This window comes from Nocardia mikamii NBRC 108933 (assembly GCF_001613505.1).
Taxonomy (GTDB): domain Bacteria; phylum Actinomycetota; class Actinomycetes; order Mycobacteriales; family Mycobacteriaceae; genus Nocardia; species Nocardia mikamii.
Genome location: NZ_BDCM01000012.1, coordinates 121,203 through 137,477, shown reverse-complemented (window position 1 = coordinate 137,477; position 16,275 = coordinate 121,203). Strand labels below are relative to the sequence as shown.

18 protein-coding genes are annotated in these 16,275 nt (G+C 69.0%); 11 read left to right on the top strand and 7 right to left on the bottom strand.

Translation table 11 applies throughout. From position 1 onward, the window contains the following. Positions 1-50: 50 nt before the first annotated feature. Genes NMI01S_RS15495 through NMI01S_RS15480 form a run of 4 tightly spaced genes read right to left on the bottom strand, consistent with a single transcriptional unit; the run spans position 51 to position 2,884 of the window. A complete protein-coding gene (locus tag NMI01S_RS15495) occupies positions 51-1,283 on the bottom strand; it encodes an NAD(P)/FAD-dependent oxidoreductase (protein WP_063920745.1) in 1,233 nt (410 codons plus the stop codon). Then, positions 1,280-1,462, bottom strand: a complete 183-nt coding sequence (locus tag NMI01S_RS15490; RefSeq protein WP_062997838.1) for a rubredoxin — start codon at positions 1,460-1,462, stop codon at positions 1,280-1,282. The genes NMI01S_RS15495 and NMI01S_RS15490 overlap by 4 nt, the downstream gene beginning before the upstream one ends. A 1-nt stretch (position 1,463) precedes the next feature. Then, on the bottom strand, positions 1,464-1,661 hold the full coding sequence (locus NMI01S_RS15485; protein WP_062997836.1) for a rubredoxin: 198 nt from the start codon (positions 1,659-1,661) through the stop codon (positions 1,464-1,466). Then, on the bottom strand, positions 1,661-2,884 hold the full coding sequence (locus NMI01S_RS15480) for an alkane 1-monooxygenase (protein WP_062998633.1): 1,224 nt from the start codon (positions 2,882-2,884) through the stop codon (positions 1,661-1,663). Before NMI01S_RS15480 ends, NMI01S_RS15485 begins: the two co-directional genes overlap by 1 nt. A gap of 201 nt (positions 2,885-3,085) precedes the next feature. Between NMI01S_RS15480 and NMI01S_RS15475 the strand changes: the two genes are divergently transcribed. Both NMI01S_RS15475 and pdxS read left to right on the top strand, forming a co-directional pair. Further along, the gene (locus NMI01S_RS15475; protein ID WP_063920744.1) at positions 3,086-3,700 is read left to right on the top strand and encodes a TetR/AcrR family transcriptional regulator; all 615 of its coding nucleotides are present in this window, start codon (positions 3,086-3,088) and stop codon (positions 3,698-3,700) included. Between the two features lie 503 nt (positions 3,701-4,203). After that, positions 4,204-5,106 carry a pyridoxal 5'-phosphate synthase lyase subunit PdxS gene (gene pdxS, locus NMI01S_RS15470; RefSeq protein WP_062997834.1) on the top strand — a complete coding sequence of 301 codons (903 nt, stop codon included), beginning with the start codon at positions 4,204-4,206 and terminating at the stop codon, positions 5,104-5,106. Between the two features lie 97 nt (positions 5,107-5,203). On the opposite strand, the gene NMI01S_RS15465 is transcribed toward pdxS, so the two are convergent. Further along, positions 5,204-5,629, bottom strand: coding sequence for a VOC family protein (locus NMI01S_RS15465; protein WP_062997832.1), 426 nt, complete (start codon positions 5,627-5,629; stop codon positions 5,204-5,206). 90 nt (positions 5,630-5,719) lie between these two features. On the opposite strand from NMI01S_RS15465, the gene NMI01S_RS15460 reads away from it, so the two are divergent. Continuing rightward, the gene (locus tag NMI01S_RS15460) at positions 5,720-6,721 is read left to right on the top strand and encodes a helix-turn-helix transcriptional regulator (RefSeq protein WP_062997830.1); all 1,002 of its coding nucleotides are present in this window, start codon (positions 5,720-5,722) and stop codon (positions 6,719-6,721) included. A gap of 286 nt (positions 6,722-7,007) precedes the next feature. Beyond that, positions 7,008-7,997 (top strand): LysR family transcriptional regulator, encoded by a 990-nt coding sequence (locus NMI01S_RS15455; RefSeq protein ID WP_062997828.1) that lies wholly within the window; start codon positions 7,008-7,010, stop codon positions 7,995-7,997. 46 nt (positions 7,998-8,043) lie between these two features. Here NMI01S_RS15455 and NMI01S_RS15450 read toward each other — a convergent pair whose 3' ends face one another. Next, on the bottom strand, positions 8,044-8,655 hold the full coding sequence (locus tag NMI01S_RS15450; protein WP_062998629.1) for a nucleoside/nucleotide kinase family protein: 612 nt from the start codon (positions 8,653-8,655) through the stop codon (positions 8,044-8,046). 185 nt (positions 8,656-8,840) lie between these two features. Here NMI01S_RS15450 and NMI01S_RS15445 point away from each other — a divergent pair, with 185 nt between their 5' ends. The 4 genes from NMI01S_RS15445 (at position 8,841) to NMI01S_RS15430 (ending at position 12,781) form a co-directional block, all read left to right on the top strand. Further along, the gene (locus tag NMI01S_RS15445; protein WP_084512993.1) at positions 8,841-10,274 is read left to right on the top strand and encodes an MFS transporter; all 1,434 of its coding nucleotides are present in this window, start codon (positions 8,841-8,843) and stop codon (positions 10,272-10,274) included. A gap of 83 nt (positions 10,275-10,357) precedes the next feature. Then, positions 10,358-11,176 (top strand): acyl-CoA thioesterase, encoded by an 819-nt coding sequence (locus NMI01S_RS15440; RefSeq protein ID WP_062998625.1) that lies wholly within the window; start codon positions 10,358-10,360, stop codon positions 11,174-11,176. 67 nt (positions 11,177-11,243) lie between these two features. Further along, the gene (pdxT, locus tag NMI01S_RS15435; protein WP_084512992.1) at positions 11,244-11,906 is read left to right on the top strand and encodes a pyridoxal 5'-phosphate synthase glutaminase subunit PdxT; all 663 of its coding nucleotides are present in this window, start codon (positions 11,244-11,246) and stop codon (positions 11,904-11,906) included. A gap of 122 nt (positions 11,907-12,028) precedes the next feature. Then, positions 12,029-12,781 carry a YebC/PmpR family DNA-binding transcriptional regulator gene (locus NMI01S_RS15430; protein WP_036502880.1) on the top strand — a complete coding sequence of 251 codons (753 nt, stop codon included), beginning with the start codon at positions 12,029-12,031 and terminating at the stop codon, positions 12,779-12,781. Between the two features lie 54 nt (positions 12,782-12,835). On the opposite strand, the gene NMI01S_RS15425 is transcribed toward NMI01S_RS15430, so the two are convergent. Beyond that, a complete protein-coding gene (locus NMI01S_RS15425; protein WP_439956272.1) occupies positions 12,836-14,320 on the bottom strand; it encodes an alpha/beta hydrolase in 1,485 nt (494 codons plus the stop codon). A gap of 136 nt (positions 14,321-14,456) precedes the next feature. Between NMI01S_RS15425 and NMI01S_RS15420 the strand changes: the two genes are divergently transcribed. From NMI01S_RS15420 to ruvA, 3 genes are all read left to right on the top strand, one after another. Beyond that, positions 14,457-14,975, top strand: coding sequence for an O-acetyl-ADP-ribose deacetylase (locus tag NMI01S_RS15420; protein ID WP_062997824.1), 519 nt, complete (start codon positions 14,457-14,459; stop codon positions 14,973-14,975). Positions 14,976-15,098: 123 nt separating this feature from the next. After that, a complete protein-coding gene (gene ruvC, locus NMI01S_RS15415) occupies positions 15,099-15,668 on the top strand; it encodes a crossover junction endodeoxyribonuclease RuvC (RefSeq protein WP_062998621.1) in 570 nt (189 codons plus the stop codon). Beyond that, entirely contained in the window at positions 15,665-16,270 is a 606-nt protein-coding gene (ruvA, locus tag NMI01S_RS15410; protein WP_062997822.1) for a Holliday junction branch migration protein RuvA, read from the top strand. Before ruvC ends, ruvA begins: the two co-directional genes overlap by 4 nt. Positions 16,271-16,275 lie beyond the last annotated feature (5 nt).

Below are 16,275 nucleotides of genomic sequence, written 5' to 3'. Positions count from 1 at the left end.
AGGCAGATGTTCGCGCGGCCGATCGCACGGTTCGCGAACCGGCCACTCGGTCAGTGGTGGCCCGAGAGTTCCGTGGCGGTCGTCAGCTCCTGGAGGGGAATGGTTGTGTCGGACCAGATTTGGGGAGTGTGGGTCGTTCGCGCGGCGATGAGGTTGCGTGCGATGCGCAGGTCGGCGGGCCGGCCCACGGCCGACGCGGCGACCAGGCGACCCGCTCGCAGGGACAGCGCGATGAACTGGCCGGGGGTGTCGGTGGTGCGGACCACGACGTCGTCCTCGGTGTGCGGTCGCCCTGCGAATTGGATGGTGACCCCGTACTGTGTGGTCCAGCCCCAGGTGACCTCCTCGGCGGGAAGACATTGTCCGAGAACGGATTTCGCCACCGCGATCCCGTGCGACCGGGCGCTGTTCCATTGTTCGGTGCGCCGGTGGACCCCGAATTCCGGATCGTAGACGGCCGCGGCGTCACCGGCGGCGAAGATGTTCGGCGCCGAGGTGGTGTAGGACTCGTCGACGAGGATGCCGTCGCCGACGGCGAGTCCGGCCTGGCGGGCCAATCCGGTGTCCGGTTCCGCGCCGATCGCGACGAGGACCGCCGCGGCGGTCCACCGGCGTCCGTCGACGGCGGTGGCTGTGACATCTCCACCGCCCCCGTCGATCCGGTCCAGCACGATCGCGTCGTGGATGTCGACACCGTTGTCGGCGTGCAGGTTTCGGCAGTGCTCGCCGACCACATCCGGCGCCACCCGATCCAGGGGCGCGTCCGCCGCGTGCACGATCGTCACCGCTGCCCCCAGTCCGCGCGCCGTCGCGGCGGCTTCGCATCCGACCAGACCGCCACCCACCACGAGCAGCGATCCACCGGTCGTCACGGCCGTGCGCAATGCGTCGACATCCGCGGCGGTCCGCAGTGTGTACGCGCCCGATTCGGGGCCGGGCAGTTCGCGTGCGCGGGCGCCCGTGGCGAGCACCAGCGCGTCGTAGCCGAGGGTTTCGCCGGTGCCCAGATGTACGCGGTCGCGGTCGACGTCGATGCCGTCGACCGTGGTCCCCGGGCGTATCTCGACCTCGAGTTCGCGCCACGATTCGGCGGACTCGAGCAGGAGCCGGCGTTCGTTCGCGGTGCCGGCGAGCAACTCCTTCGAGACCATCGGGCGGCGGTAGGGCAGCCGGTCCTCGGCGCCGAGCAGCACGATCTCGCCGGTGTAGCCCTCGGTGCGCAGGGTGCGGGCGGCGGTCGCGCCCGCGATCCCGGTGCCCGCGATGACGATGCGTCCGGTCATGCGCGGCTGACCTCGGCCATCTCGAAATCCGCCTTGGCCGCACCGCAGTCGGGGCAGGACCAATCGTCGGGAATGTCGTCCCAGCGGGTGCCCGGCGCGATGCCGTCCTCGGGCCAGCCGAGGGCCTCGTCGTATTCGAATCCGCATTGCAGGCAACGGAACAGCTTGTAGTCGGTCATGTCAGGGACCTTTCGTCGGGGTCGGGTCGTGGGTCGCGAGATCGGCGTGGAAATCCGGCTTCTCCCGCACGCCGCAGTCGGGGCAGCACCAGTCGTCGGGGATCGCCGACCACGCGGTGCCGGGCGGAAAGCCCTCGCGGGGGGCGCCGTCGGTTTCGTCGTACACGTAATCGCAGACGGGGCAACGGAATCGGGACATCAGGCGACTCCGTACTTCGCGAGGATTCGTGCGCGCTTGCCGGGCTGGACGTTGACGCGGGTGATGTCACCGCCGTAGTGGGCGAGCACCCGCTGGTCCATCACGCGGCGCCACAGCGGCGGGAAATAGGCGACGGTGATCATGCTGGCGTAGCCGCTGGGCAGATTGGGCGCGCCGTCCATACTGCGCAGGGTCTGATAGCGCCGGGTGGGGTTGGCGTGATGGTCGCTGTGGCGCTGCAGGTGGTAGAGGAAGATGTTGGTGACGATGTGGTCGGAGTTCCAGCTGTGCTCCGGTGTGCAGCGTTCGTAGCGCCCGGCGGCCGTGCGCTGCCGCAGCAGACCGTAGTGCTCGAGATAGTTGACCGTCTCCAGCAGCGAGAATCCGTAGACCGCCTGCAGCACCAGGAACGGCAGCACCCCGGGACCGAAGATCGCGGCCAGCGCGCCCCACAACACCACCGACATCAGCCACGCGTTGAGCACGTCGTTGTGAATCGTCCACGGCCGCTTGCCCATTCGCTGCAGCCGAGTCTTCTCGAGGGACCACGACGAGCGCAGGCTGCCCCATACGCTGCGCGGCAGGAAGGTCCAGAACGATTCGCCGAACCGGGAACTGGCCGGATCCTCCGGGGTCGCCACCCGCACGTGGTGGCCGCGGTTGTGCTCGATGTAGAAGTGGCCGTAGAACGTCTGCGCCAGCGTGATCTTCGACAGCCAGCGCTCCGCTTCGTCCTTCTTGTGGCCGAGTTCGTGCGCGGTGTTGATGCCGACACCACCCATGATGCCGATGCTCAGCGCCAGGCCGATCTTGGACACCAGGCTCAGTCCGCCGTCGATGCCCAGCCAGGACAGATCGGCCGCGCTCCACAGATAGCAGGCGAACACCAGGCTGAGCAGCTGGAACGGAATGTAGGCGTAGACGCAGTAGCGGTAGTAGCGGTCGTTCTCGAGCTGTTCCATCACCTCGTCGGGCGGATTCTGCCCGTCGGGCCCGAAGAATCGGTCGAGGATCGGCAGCAGGACGTACACCAGCAGCGGCCCGATCCACCACCACACCGGCGCCGCGTGGTGCCAGCCCAGTGCGTTGAACAGCCACACCAGGCCGGTGGCGAGCAGGACCGCGGTCGGCGGGACGAGGCCGAACAGCCAGAGAGGGCGCTTGCGGTCGCGCCACCGCGGCGGCGCGGGCCGGGCCGGATCGCCGATTCGGGATGTGGTCACCAAATTCTCCTCACGAACGGTGCGCGGACTGCGCGACGGAACGGGTCCGGCCGACGGCGTGCGCGGACGGGTCGAGGGCCGGAGCGGCAGCCCGCCCACCTCGACGTATTTACACTTTCTGAAGAAGTGTTCTCATTGAATACAGATGCACATCAATTGTCAATAGTCGAACAGTATCGCGAACCGTGTACGATCAAGGGCGTGGCTACCGCGCCGAACTTCCAATCCGATATGCGCCGACTTCTGCGCGAGCGCGTCATCGAGACCGCTCGCGGCCTGGTCTGTACCGAGGGCTGGGGTGCGGTGAACATGTCGCGGGTGGCCAAGGAGGTCGGCGTCAGCCGGCCGGTGCTGTACAAGGAGATCGGCACCAAACAGGACCTCGCCGATGTGGTGATCACGAACGAGGTGGACGTCTTCCTGGTCGGGATCGCCGAACAGCTGGCGGCCCACCCGGACGATGTGATCGCCGGTCTGATCGCGGCCGTGGAGTTCACCCTGCGCAGCGGCGCGGACAATATGCTGCTGAAGGCGGTGCTCGCGGGCCGTTCCGCGCCGGATACCGCGCTGCTGCCGGCGCTGATGACCGAGCCGGAACCGGTGCTCGGCCGGGCGATCGAGGCGGTCACCGCGACGGTGCGCGCGCAATACGATCTGGCTTCGGTGGGTGAGAAGGAGCTCGCGCCGATCGCCGAAACCGTTGTGCGCCTTGCCCTCAGTCATCTGTTCCAGCCGACCGGACCGGTCGAACGGGCGCTGGAGCAGATCCGGGTGGTGGCCGTCGGGTTGTTCGAACCGCTGCTGTCCGAGGTGTGACGGCGGGACACGTTGGCGGTCAACGCAATTCGTCGGAAATCCGCATATCTCGCCGATACCCGGCCGTTGCCGGTGTGTGACAGGTCACCATCGGTTAGGGTCGAAACCGGTTTGCCGCACACCGAATCCGGCGAACCGGTGTGTGGAGGTGAGGTACCGAATGCATATGTCCTATCTGCTGTACGACTTCCTGCTGCCGTATATCGGCGAGCAGGCCGCGACGTACTGGGCGCAGCTGTTCGTCGTCGACCCGATCTGACGAACAGGTGGCGCCGGCCTGCGGTTTCGCACCGTCCGGCGCCACGGGTACCCGCATCCGGCGCGCCCGTAGCGACGCCGTAGCGGCCGCCCGGCCCGGGGCGCGACCCCGGCTGCGGGCGTCGGACCAGTCCAGTGCTCTCGGACTGGCTATCTAGTGGCCTGATCGGGGCGCCTAGAATCGTGGAGGTTCGCATCGCAGCGATGCCTCCTCGAACGAATCCCCGATAATCAGGAGTTTGCCCGTGACAACGCCCGACACCACCTCGACGACCGGCACCGCCCGCGTGAAGCGCGGCATGGCCGAGATGCTCAAGGGCGGGGTGATCATGGACGTCGTCACCGCCGATCAGGCCAAGATCGCCGAGGATGCCGGCGCGGTCGCGGTGATGGCGCTCGAGCGGGTTCCCGCCGACATCCGCGCCCAGGGCGGCGTCGCACGGATGAGCGACCCGGACCTGATCGACGGCATCGTCAACGCGGTGTCCATCCCGGTGATGGCCAAGGCGCGCATCGGTCACTTCGTCGAGGCGCAGATCCTGCAGAGCCTCGGTGTCGACTACATCGACGAGTCGGAGGTGCTGACCCCCGCCGACTACGCCAACCACATCGACAAGTGGCAGTTCACCGTGCCGTTCGTGTGCGGCGCCACCAACCTGGGCGAGGCGCTGCGCCGCATCACCGAGGGCGCGGCGATGATCCGCTCCAAGGGCGAGGCCGGCACCGGCGACGTGTCCAACGCGACCACCCACATGCGCAAGATCCGCGGCGAGATCCGGCACCTGCAGTCGCTGCCCGAGGACGAGCTGTTCGTGGCCGCCAAGGAGCTGCAGGCGCCCTACGAACTGGTTCGCGAGATCGCCGAGACCGGCAAGCTGCCGGTGGTGCTGTTCACCGCCGGCGGTATCGCCACGCCCGCCGATGCCGCGATGATGATGCAGCTGGGCGCCGAGGGTGTCTTCGTCGGCTCCGGCATCTTCAAATCCGGCAACCCGGCCGAGCGTGCCGCCGCCATCGTGAAGGCCACCACCTTCTACGACGACCCCGATGTGCTCGCGAAGGTGTCGCGCGGCCTGGGTGAGGCCATGGTCGGCATCAATGTCGAGGAGATTCCGGAACCGCACCGCCTCGCCGAGCGCGGCTGGTAATCGGTTCGGACACCGATTCCGAGACAACGCCTTCGCCGGGACGTCCTGCACAGGACGGCCCGGCGTCGTCGCTCCCGGGGCGTGACACGCCGGCGACTCACATGCCCGGCGTGACCGGCTCGGCCCGTCCCGCGAACTTCGCCATCGCCGACGGTGTCACCGGTGTGAAGAAGTTGACCAGGTTGCCGTCGGGGTCGCGGACCAGCAGCGAGCGGTTGCCCCAGGGCATCGTGGCCGGCTCGGCGACCACCTCGGTGCCGGCGCCGGACAGCTCTCGATGCACGCGGTCCACGTCGTCGACGAGGAATTCGGTGATCACGCTGTGGTTGTCCGACGGTCGGGCGGAGTCCGGTGCGAACAGGGCGACGGTCCGGGTACTCGCGAGCGCGAGGGTGGCGACGCCGGTCTCGAGTTCGGCGAAATCCTCGGTCGCCCACCGAGCGCGCAATCCGGTGGCGCGCTCGTAGAACTCGACCAGACGCGCGACGTCCGCGGTGATGATGCGGATCGAGACGAAATTCATGGGCTGCTCCTTGCCGTTCGAGGGTGTCTTCCGCAGCGTAGGAGCAATAGGGGACAGAATCGGTCCAGTATTCGCACTAGGGTCGAGATCATGGCTCGACCGACCGGACGCGTGCTGACTCTACTCGAATTGCTGCAGTCCGGCGGCACCCGGACCGTGGCCGAACTCGCCGACCGGCTCGGTGTCGAGGGACGCACCGTGCGCCGATACGTGGACCACCTGATCGATCTCGATATTCCGGTGGAGTCGGTGCGTGGTCGCTACGGCGGCTATCGGCTCGCCCCCGGATACCGCCTGCCGCCGATGATGTTCGACGACGACGAGGCGTTGGCGGTACTGCTCGGACTTCTGGCCGGCCGCCGAATCGGCTGGGCGGCAACGGGTGCGACGGCGAGCGAGACCGCCGCCGCGAAGATCCGCAGGGTACTTCCCCAGCCTGTGCGCCGACGGCTCGACGTGTTGCTGGAATCGCTCGCATTCACCGATGCGCCGACCGAATTCGCTTCCGCGGATGCCGCGGTGCTGTTGACGATCGCCGACGCGATACGCCACCACCGGCCGGTCACCCTCCGGTATACCGATCGCCACGGCCGCGCGAGCGAACGCGCGCTGCACGCATACGGGCTCGTCGCTCACTCCGGCCGGTGGTACGTCACCGGCGCGGATCCCGGCCTCGGCGGGGACCGCACCTTCCGCCTGGATCGCATCACCGCCGTTCGAACCCTGCCGGGGTCGTTCGACCCGCCCGGCGATATCGATCCGGTGCGGCGGGTGGTGTCCGGATTCGCCACCGCCGACTATCGGCACGACGTGCGGCTGCGCATCTTCGGTACCGTCGAGCAGATCCGCGCCCACCTGCCCGCGACGGTGGCGACTCTCGGTGCGGCGGACGACGCGGCGGACTCCGACGCCGAGCGCTGGTGGGATGTCGGTATCCGGGCGGAGCGGCTCGACTGGCTGCCGCCGGTTCTCGCCGCACTCGATCGCCCGTTCGAGGTGCGGCATCCGGGGGAGTTGCGTGAACTGATCCGGGAGCTCGCCGCTCGCCTCGCGGAATCGGCCCGCCGCGGCGTCGTGCCGGCCGGCGACTGAGGAACCGGCCCGGGCGTCGGAGGCCGAGCCAGGTGCCCGAGGTGTCACCGGCTCGTGCCGGATGCGCGGCACCCTCGATTCGTTGGCTGCGCCGCATCGAGCATCGCGGTGACCGGCACCCGACAGCACATCCCCAGGGCGTGGGTGCTCAGTGCTCGCCCGGCCGGTGTGGCACCCAGTGCGATGCGGGCGCTCGCCGAATGGCTTGTGGGGTACTGTTTTCCGGATGTCGTCGGCTGCTGAAGCGATGGGGCCCGATGCGAAGACAGCGAAGGGTGCACAACGGATGGTTGTCGGCAGAGGTGCGAGAACGGATCTCGACCTGGCAGCCGTGCGCGCCTTCGTTGCCGCGGCCGAGGAACGGCAGTTCAGTCTCGCCGCCGTGGTTCTCGGCATCAGCCAGCAGGCGGTGTCGAAGCGGATCGCGAAACTCGAGAGCCGGCTCGGCGTGGCGCTGTTCGACCGCGTACCCGCGGGAATCGTGCCGACCTCCGCCGGTGCGCGGCTGCTGCCCCATGCGCGCGCACTGCTGGCGGTGGCCGAGACCGCGGTGGCGGCGGTCGGTGAGATGCCGCGCCCGCTGCGCGTCGCGGTGCAGGGCGAGCGGCAGGGCGCGACCGAGCAGATGCGGTTCTACCTCGATCGCAATCCGGGCGCTGATACCGAGATCGTGATCTCGAACGTCTTCGTGACCTCGCGGGACATGGTGGTGCACGGCCGCGCCGACGCGGCGTTCGCCCGGCCCTCGGGTGGCCCCCGCCCGTTGCCGGCCGATATCGCGGCAGTGCCCGCGTACGTGGATCCGGCGCATCTGCTCGTCGGCCGAGATCATCCCCTCGCCGGGCGGTCGGCGGTGCCGCTCGCCGAACTGGGGACGTACACGGTGTGGATTCCGGGCGCGGGGGTGGCGTCGGAGTGGGCCGACTTCTATCACGAGCTGAGCGAATTCTGTGGTGTCACAGTCGATACCACGCCTCGCGACCGCACCCGGTTCCCCGGGCCCGACGGTATCGAAGCGATGCTCGCCCGCATCGCGGCCTCCGACACCCTGGCCAGCGTCAGCAGCGACCACTTCCGCAATCCGTGGCACCCGCACATCCGGCGGGTGCCGATCGTCGACCCGACACCGGCCTATCCGCACGCGTTGCTGTGGTCGACGGCCAACACCCATCCGGGATTGCCCCATCTGATCGAGCATTTCCGCACGACCTACAACCGCGACATCGCCGCCGGGTGCTGGCTCCCCGTCGCCGACCGCGCACGTTTCGCGGGCTGAATGCCGCGAATGCGGTTGCGCCCCCGCGCATCCGAGGCGCCGCGGATCAGGCGCCGATCCGTAGTGCCGGGCGGTCCGGATGATCCCAGCGAACATCGAAGGTGGGCACGTCGGCGTGCTCGCGGTCGTGACGCAGCAGAGCGGGCACGGTCCACCGGTCCGCGGGATCGGTCCGCCGCAGCAGTGCCGCCTCCGACATCTGCAGCCGCACGGTGACATCGAAATCCATACCCCGGCCGAGCAACATCGGACCCGCGATCACCAGTACGAGGCCCGGTTCGGCCGTCTGCATGCGCGCCCGGGCGGATCGGTCCTCGGCTTCGTCCCACAGCGCGGGCAGCCACCGCCCGCGCCGGCGCACCGCTTCCAGCACTTCGCGATCGAGCGCGGCGTAGTCGAACCAGGCCGTGCGATAGGTCATCTCGTCGCGCCCGTACTCGAGCCGCAACGATGCCGGGCGAACGAAGTCGTGCAACCACACCCGCGCGGCCGCCCGCCCGCGCCCGCGGATTCGTTCGACGATCCGATCAGCCGGTTCCCGTGGTTCGGCGCTGTCGGCCCCGTCGACGGCCACCACGACCGGCCCCGGCAGCGCGAGGGCGGCCGCGGCGACCCGCTCGACCAGCCCGTCCGCGGCGATCGGTTCGTATGCGGGCATCCGCCTATCATGCCCGCCACGGCGCGGATCGCGGAGAGTCGCCCGCCGCGCGCGTTTGCCATCGCATAGCCTGAGCGGGTCGATTCCGGACACGGCGGCACCGGCGAGGCGATCGAACACCTTCGCGGAGCCCCGGCGGCACCGGTGATCGACGGGTTGTCGCGAGGTCGAGGAGGTCGGAGTCGGTGGCGGTGCTGGTCCCGCGTGAACGTCCGAAGCGGTGGTCGCTCGACGACATCGTCGTCACCGATCCGCCGATCATCCGCCGGGCGATCGGCGCGGCGAGTATCGGCAACATCACCGAGTGGTACGACTTCGGCGTCTACGCGTATTTCGAGCCCACCATCAAGGACGTGTTCTTTTCCCATCTCGGGGACACCGCGGGCACGATCGCCACGTTCGGCCTCTTCGCGGTGGCGTTCCTCGTGCGCCCCTTCGGCGGCATGTTCTTCGGGCCGCTGGCCGACCGCATCGGCCGCAACAAGGTGCTCGCCACCACGATGATCCTCATGGCGGCCGGCACGTTCGCCATCGGCTGTATCCCGGATCAGAACACGATCGGGATCTGGGCGCCGATGTTGTTGCTGTGCGCACGGTTGCTGCAGGGTTTCTCGACCGGCGGCGAATATGGCAACGCCATGACCTTCATCGCCGAGTACGCACCCGACCGGCGGCGCGGATTCCTCGGCAGCTGGCTGGAATTCGGCACTTTCACCGGATATCTGCTGGGCGCCCTGGTCGTCACGCTCGCCGACGCCACCCTCACCGACGACCAGCTGCTGTCGTGGGGCTGGCGGCTGCCGTTCTTCGTCGCCCTGCCGCTCGGCGCGGTCGGCGTCTATCTGCGCATGCGGCTGGCCGACACTCCGGCCTTCGCCGCTCTGGAGAAGGAATCCGAGGAGCGGGAGAAGGCGAACAAGACCGGCGACGAGGCCAAGATCCTGGCCCGGCTGTGGCCGTACGTGCTGGTCTGCATGGGTCTGGTCGTCGTCTGGAACGTCACCAACTACATGCTGACCTCCTACATGCCGACCTACGTCACCTCGACCGTGCCCGACAGCACCGGCGGCGGTCTGTCCTCCTCGGCGTCGCAGTGGCTGCAGATCGCGGTGATGGCCATCGCGCTGCTGACCATCCCGGTGCTCGGCCTCGTCTCGGACCGGGTCGGCCGCAAACCGATCATCTGGGCCGGCGTCATCGCCTTGGTGGTACTGGCGTTTCCGATGATCCTGCTGGTACGCACCGACAACGCGTTCGCCGTATTCCTGGGCCTGCTCATGATGGGCCTGACCCTCATCTGCTTCAGCGCGACCATGCCGTCCACCCTGCCGTCGCTGTTTCCGACGAAGGTGCGCGGCGCGGGGCTGTCGGTGTCGTTCAACGTGGCGGTCTCACTGTTCGCCGGCACCACGTCGGTGGTGGTCGGCGCGCTCGTCGGCGCGACCGGTGATCTGAACTGGCCGGCGTACTACCTGATCGTCGCCGGGCTGGTGGGTGGGGTCTCGGTGTATTTCCTGCAGGAGCCCAACGGCAGGCACATGTGGGGGTCGGCGCCGGCCGCGCGGTCCGAGGAAGAGGCGCGGGAACTGATCGGCTCGCAGGGCGAACCGGCGTCGTGAGCGCCGTCACGGCGGAGAGTCGCTCGCCGGAGCGGGTTCGCCATCGCTTAGCCTGAGCGGGGCACATGGCGGAAGGACGGTACATGGCGACGATCGAAGAGGCGCTGGAGATCGAGCGGCTCGAGCGGGACATCTTCCGCGGCGCGATCACCAAGTCCCAGCTGGCGCGCACATTCGGCGGCCAGGTTGCCGGGCAGGCGCTGGTCTCGGCGGTGCGCACCGTGGAACCGCGCTTCGAGGTGCATTCGCTGCACGGATACTTCCTGCGCCCCGGCAATCCCGCCGAGCAGACCGTGTACCTGGTGGAACGCATCCGCGACGGCCGCTCGTTCTGCACCCGCCGGGTCACCGGCGTGCAGGACGGTGAGGCGATCTTCACCATGTCGGCCTCCTTCCATGTCGGCGACGAGGGGCCCGAACATCAGGACCGGATGCCGGAAGTTCCACTGCCGCAAGATATTCCGGACGAACGCGCGTCGATGAGCCCGGAGCGGCTGTGGCTGATGCGGGAATGGGAGCACTGGGACATCCGGCTGGTGCCACAGGACGCGGTCGTCCGCCGCGACGGCCTGGCCTCCCAGCAGCAGGTCTGGTTCCGCTACCGCCACCCGCTGCCCGACGACCCGCTGTTCCACGTCTGCACCCTCGCCTACATGAGCGATATGACCCTGCTCGGTTCGTCGAAGGTCACCCACCGCGACGAACCGACCCAGGACGCGTCGCTGGACCACGCGATGTGGTTCCTGCGGCCCTTCCGCGCCGACGAATGGCTGCTCTACGACCAGAATTCCCCGTCCGCCGGTTACGGCCGCGCCCTCACCAGCGGGCGGATCTTCAACCAGCGCGGACAATTCGTCGCGCAGGTCGTGCAGGAAGGGCTCATCCGCAAACTGCGCCGGTAGGTGAGCGGCGCCACAACCACGACGGCCGCGGGCCACGACCGCGCCACGCGACTCGTATGCTCGTGCCGTGAAACCGACCATTGGCGTGCTGGCACTGCAGGGTGACGTGCGTGAGCACTTCCACGCGCTGGCCGCGTGCGATGCCGAACCGGTGAGTGTGCGACGGGAATCGGAACTGGAGTCCGTCGACGCGCTCGTGCTGCCGGGCGGCGAATCCACCGCGATCAGCAAACTGCTCGAGGTGTTCGGGTTGCTGGAACCATTGCGGGCACGGCTGCGCGAGGGCATGCCCGCGTTCGGTTCCTGTGCGGGGATGATCCTGCTGGCCTCGGAGGTGCTCGACACCCGTCCCGACGCCCAGTCGCTGTCGGGTATCGATATGACGGTGCGGCGCAACGCCTTCGGACGTCAGGTCGATTCGTTCGAGACCGATCTCGACTTCACCGGCCTCGACGATCCGATCCGCGCGGTGTTCATCCGGGCGCCCTGGGTGGAACGCGCCGGCGCCGGTGTCGAGGTGCTGGCCCGTGTCCCGCACCGGCCGCGGCCGGGCACCGTGGTCGCCGAGGGCCCGTCGGTGGGCGACCCGCAGGATGCGGCGGGCCGGATCGTCGCGGTCCGGCAGGGCGCGGTCATCGCGACCTCCTTCCATCCCGAAGTGACCGGAGATCTGCGCGTGCACCGCCTGTTCGTCGACTCGGTCCGGGCCGCGGTGGGCGCCGGTACCTGATCGTCGCCCGCGCACCCCGGCCGGGCGGTGGCGGACCGGGCAGTAGACTGCACAGCGATCGCCGGAACGCAGATCGCGAATCTGCCCGGGCCTCGAGCACACCGACCTGAAGGAAGTAGGGAATGAGCGGCCACTCCAAATGGGCCACCACCAAGCACAAGAAGGCCGTGATCGATGCCAAGCGCGGCAAGATGTTCGCGAAACTCATCAAGAACATCGAGGTCGCGGCGCGCACCGGCGGTGGTGATCCTGGCGGAAACCCGACTCTCTACGACGCCATCCAGAAGGCGAAGAAGTCGTCGGTTCCCAACGACAACATCGAACGCGCCCGCAAGCGCGGTGGTGGTGAAGAGGCCGGCGGCGCCGACTGGCAGACCATCATGTACGAGGGCTACGGGCCCAATGGTGTTGCGGTGCTGATCGAATGCCTCACCGACAACCGCAATCGCGCCGCCGGTGAGGTGCGCGTGGCCATGACCCGCAACGGCGGCAATATGGCCGACCCCGGTTCGGTCGCCTACCTGTTCCACCGCAAGGGTGTCGTCACGCTGGAGAAGAACGGGCTCAGCGAGGACGACGTGCTGACCGCGGTGCTCGACGCCGGCGCCGAGGAGGTCAACGACCTCGGTGATTCGTTCGAGATCATCAGCGATCCCAGCGACCTGATCGCCGTGCGCACGGCGCTGCAGGAGGCCGGAATCGATTACGACTCCGCCGAATCCGGCTTCCAGCCCTCGGTGTCGGTCGCGGTCGACGCCGACGGCGCCCGCAAGGTGTTCAAACTCGTCGACGCGCTCGAGGACAGCGACGACGTGCAGAACGTGTACACCAACGTCGACGTCTCCGACGAGGTCCTCGCCGAACTCGACGACTGATCCGTCCCGCCGCGGGCCGCTGCCGGATGCTCCGGCGGCGGCCTGCGGTGTATGTCAGGTGTGCACGGGCAGCCCGAGCCGCGCCGACACCCAGGGCAGCGACGAGGTGAACGCGGCCGCCGCGAACTGCCAGGTGTGCCCGCCCTGAGTGGTGTGGATGGTGCACTCGATGCCCACCGCGCGGCCCTGACCACACAGTTTCTCGGCGGCGCCCACCTCGCCGGTATCCATGACACCGTCCTGGCCGCCCACGCCGATGCGGCTCTCGTCGACCTGCGGCATGTGGAAGTGGCCGCCGCCGGGGCCCTTACCGGTGTGGTCCTGGCGATGCGGCGGTGTCAGATCGTCGAACAACCCGGCGACATCGGTGTAGGGTCCGTGCTTCGCCATCACCGTCAGCGGGTCGAAGCGGTCGTAGGCGGCCCCATCGCCGCCGTAGAGCCGCGCGATCGTCTGCTCCTTGGTGCCGGCGGTCGGGCCGAGGTCGCCGGCGATATCGACGAAGGTGTGGAACAGCTCCGGATGCATCACGGTCAGATCGGTGGCGCAGGTGCCGCCCATCGACCAGCCGATCACCGCCCATTTCGCCGGATCGGCGGGGACACCGAAATGCGAGTCCACGTACGGCACGACATCGTTCGTGAGATGGTCGGCGGCGGCGCCGCGCGGGCCGTCGACGCATTCGGTGTCGTTGTTGAAGCTGCCCGAGGAGTCGACGAAGACCAGGACCGGGGCGCTGCCGTTGTTCGCGGCGGTGAACGCGTCGATGGCGGGCATGATCTGGCCGCTGCGTAACCAGTCGGCGGGTGTGTTGAATTCGCCGCCGATCATCATCACGGCCGGCAGGGCCGGCGGGGTGGAACCGGAGAACCAGGCCGGCGGCAGGTAGACATATTCGGTGCGGTGCTTGAATCCGCTGGCGGCGTCGCCGGTGTCGATCGGCACCACCACGCCGTGGGTGGGGTGGGTGTCGCGCATCGCGGCGAGTTCGTCCTGATCGGTCTGGTAGGGCAGTGGCCCGGCCGACAATGCACTCCACGCCGACTGCACGCTGGGGTAGTAGCCCACCCACTGGTTGAGCACCACCGCCGAGCTGGCGATCGCGAACGGTACCGCGATGATCGCGGCGCTACGGTGCCACCAGCGCGCACCCGGCCAGCCGACGACCACCAGGGCCATCGCGGCGACGGCCGCGCCCACGCAGATCCACAGCCGCACCGGAGCGGGATCGGAGGCCAGGCCCTCGTTGTTCATCACGGTGCGGGCGGCGAAGGCGGCCACCACACCGAGGGCCAGACAGATCGGGACCCGGATCAGCCACCACCGCCGGCCCCAGCGCGCGATGGCGATCACGAGCAGGACGGCGGCGACGATCTCGACGGTCAGTGGCAGCCAGCCGTGCAGCAGCGAGATGCCGTGATGAAAACCGTTGTAGGGGTTCAGTTTCGCCGAGGGGAGCTGCGGTGGCGGGGGTGGCGCCACCGCGGTGGCGGCAACCGGCGCGGGCGCGGCGGGGGCGGTCGGCGCGGGCGTCGGCACATCCATGGGCGCTGGGAACACGGCGCAATTGTCGGTGGCGTTCCTCGAGAAATCCTGTGAACTCGCTCGGAGTCCGGTAGGGCCGGGAGGTGGCGTAGTCCGCCGCCGTGTGCCCGGCGCGGGCACAATGGGGCATATGGCCGAGATCGTGCTGGTGCGCGGGGATATCACCGAACAGGACGTGGATGCCGTGGTCAATGCCGCCAACTCCCGGTTGCTGGGTGGCGGCGGTGTCGACGGTGCGATCCACCGCAGAGGCGGACCCGACATCCTGGCCGCTTGCAAGCAGTTGCGGGCGACGACCTATCCGGACGGCCTGCCCACCGGCGCGGCCGTGGCGACGACGGCCGGCAACCTGCCCGCCCGCTGGGTGATCCACACCGTCGGCCCGGTCTGGGCGGCGACACACGACCGATCCGGCCTGCTCGCCTCCTGCTATCGCGAATCCCTGCGTGTCGCAGACGAATTGGGCGCGCGCACGATCGCCTTCCCCGCGATTTCCACCGGTGTCTACGGCTGGCCCCTCGACGACGGCGCCCGGATCGCCCTCGACACCGTCCGGGCCGCCCGCACCGGCGCCGCCGAGATCCGTTTCGTCCTGTTCGACGCGACCGCGCATCGGATCTTCGAATCCGCGCTGGCCGCACCGGAATAGGCGGGCTCGCCACCCCGCGGTACGCGCGCTCGCCGCGCTCGGGCTCCGTGTCGGTGGCCGCCGCCGCGGGAGCTCTCGGTTAGACTTCGAACAATTGTTCGCGACTCGACAGGGGTGCATTTCGTGCGGGTGATGGGTGTCGACCCCGGGCTCACCCGGTGCGGCCTGAGCATCGTCGAGGGCGGGCTGGGACGTCAGGTCACCGCGCTCGACGTCGACGTGGTACGCACACCGGCCGATATGGACCTCGCGCAGCGGCTGCTCGGCGTCGCCGACGCCGCCGAGCAGTGGATGGACACTCATCGGCCCGAGGCGGTCGCGATCGAGCGGGTCTTCTCCCAGCACAACGTGCGCACCGCGATGGGCACCGCGCAGGCCGGTGGGGTGATCGCGCTGGCGGCGGCGCGTCGCGGCATCCCGGTCGCCTTCCACACCCCGAGTCAGGTCAAGGCCGCGGTGACCGGCAACGGCTCCGCGGACAAGGCTCAGGTGACCGCCATGGTGACCCGCATCCTAGGCTTGCAGACGGCGCCGAAACCGGCCGATGCGGCCGATGCCCTGGCGCTGGCGATCTGCCACTGCTGGCGGGCGCCGATGCTGGAGCGGATGGCGAAGGCGGAGGCCCAGGCCGAACAGGCGCGACGCAGATACGCCGAAAGGCTTGCCCAGCAACGAAAGGCGGTGACCAGGTGATCGCGTCGGTGCGCGGTGAGGTGCTGGAGATCGGTCTCGACCACGCGGTGCTGGAAGCCGCGGGCGTCGGTTACCGGCTCAACGCCACACCCTCCACGCTGGCCGGTCTCACCCGCGGCGACGAGGCCCGCCTCTACACCGCGATGATCGTGCGCGAGGATTCGATGACGCTGTACGGCTTCGCCGACACCGAGGCGCGCGATCTGTTCGGGCTGCTGCAGACCGTTTCCGGTGTCGGTCCCCGGCTGGCGATGGCGGTGCTGGCGGTGCTCGAGCCCGAGGCGCTGCGAAAAGCGTTGGCGGAGAGCAATGTCGCGGCCCTGACGCGGGTACCGGGTATCGGTAAGCGCGGTGCCGAGCGCATGGTGGTCGAATTGCGTGACAAGGTGAATCTGGTTCCCGTGCAGTCCGCACCGCCGGGCGCGGCGCCGGCCCCGGCCGTCACCCCCGTGCGTGATCAGGTCGTGGAGGCGCTGACCGGTCTCGGCTTCCCGGTGAAGCAGGCCGAACCGGCCGTCGACGGCGTCCTCGCCGAACAACCCGAGCTGGGGACCTCGCAGGCGCTGCGGGCCGCGCTCGCGATCCTCGGCCGGAACCGGTGAGGCCG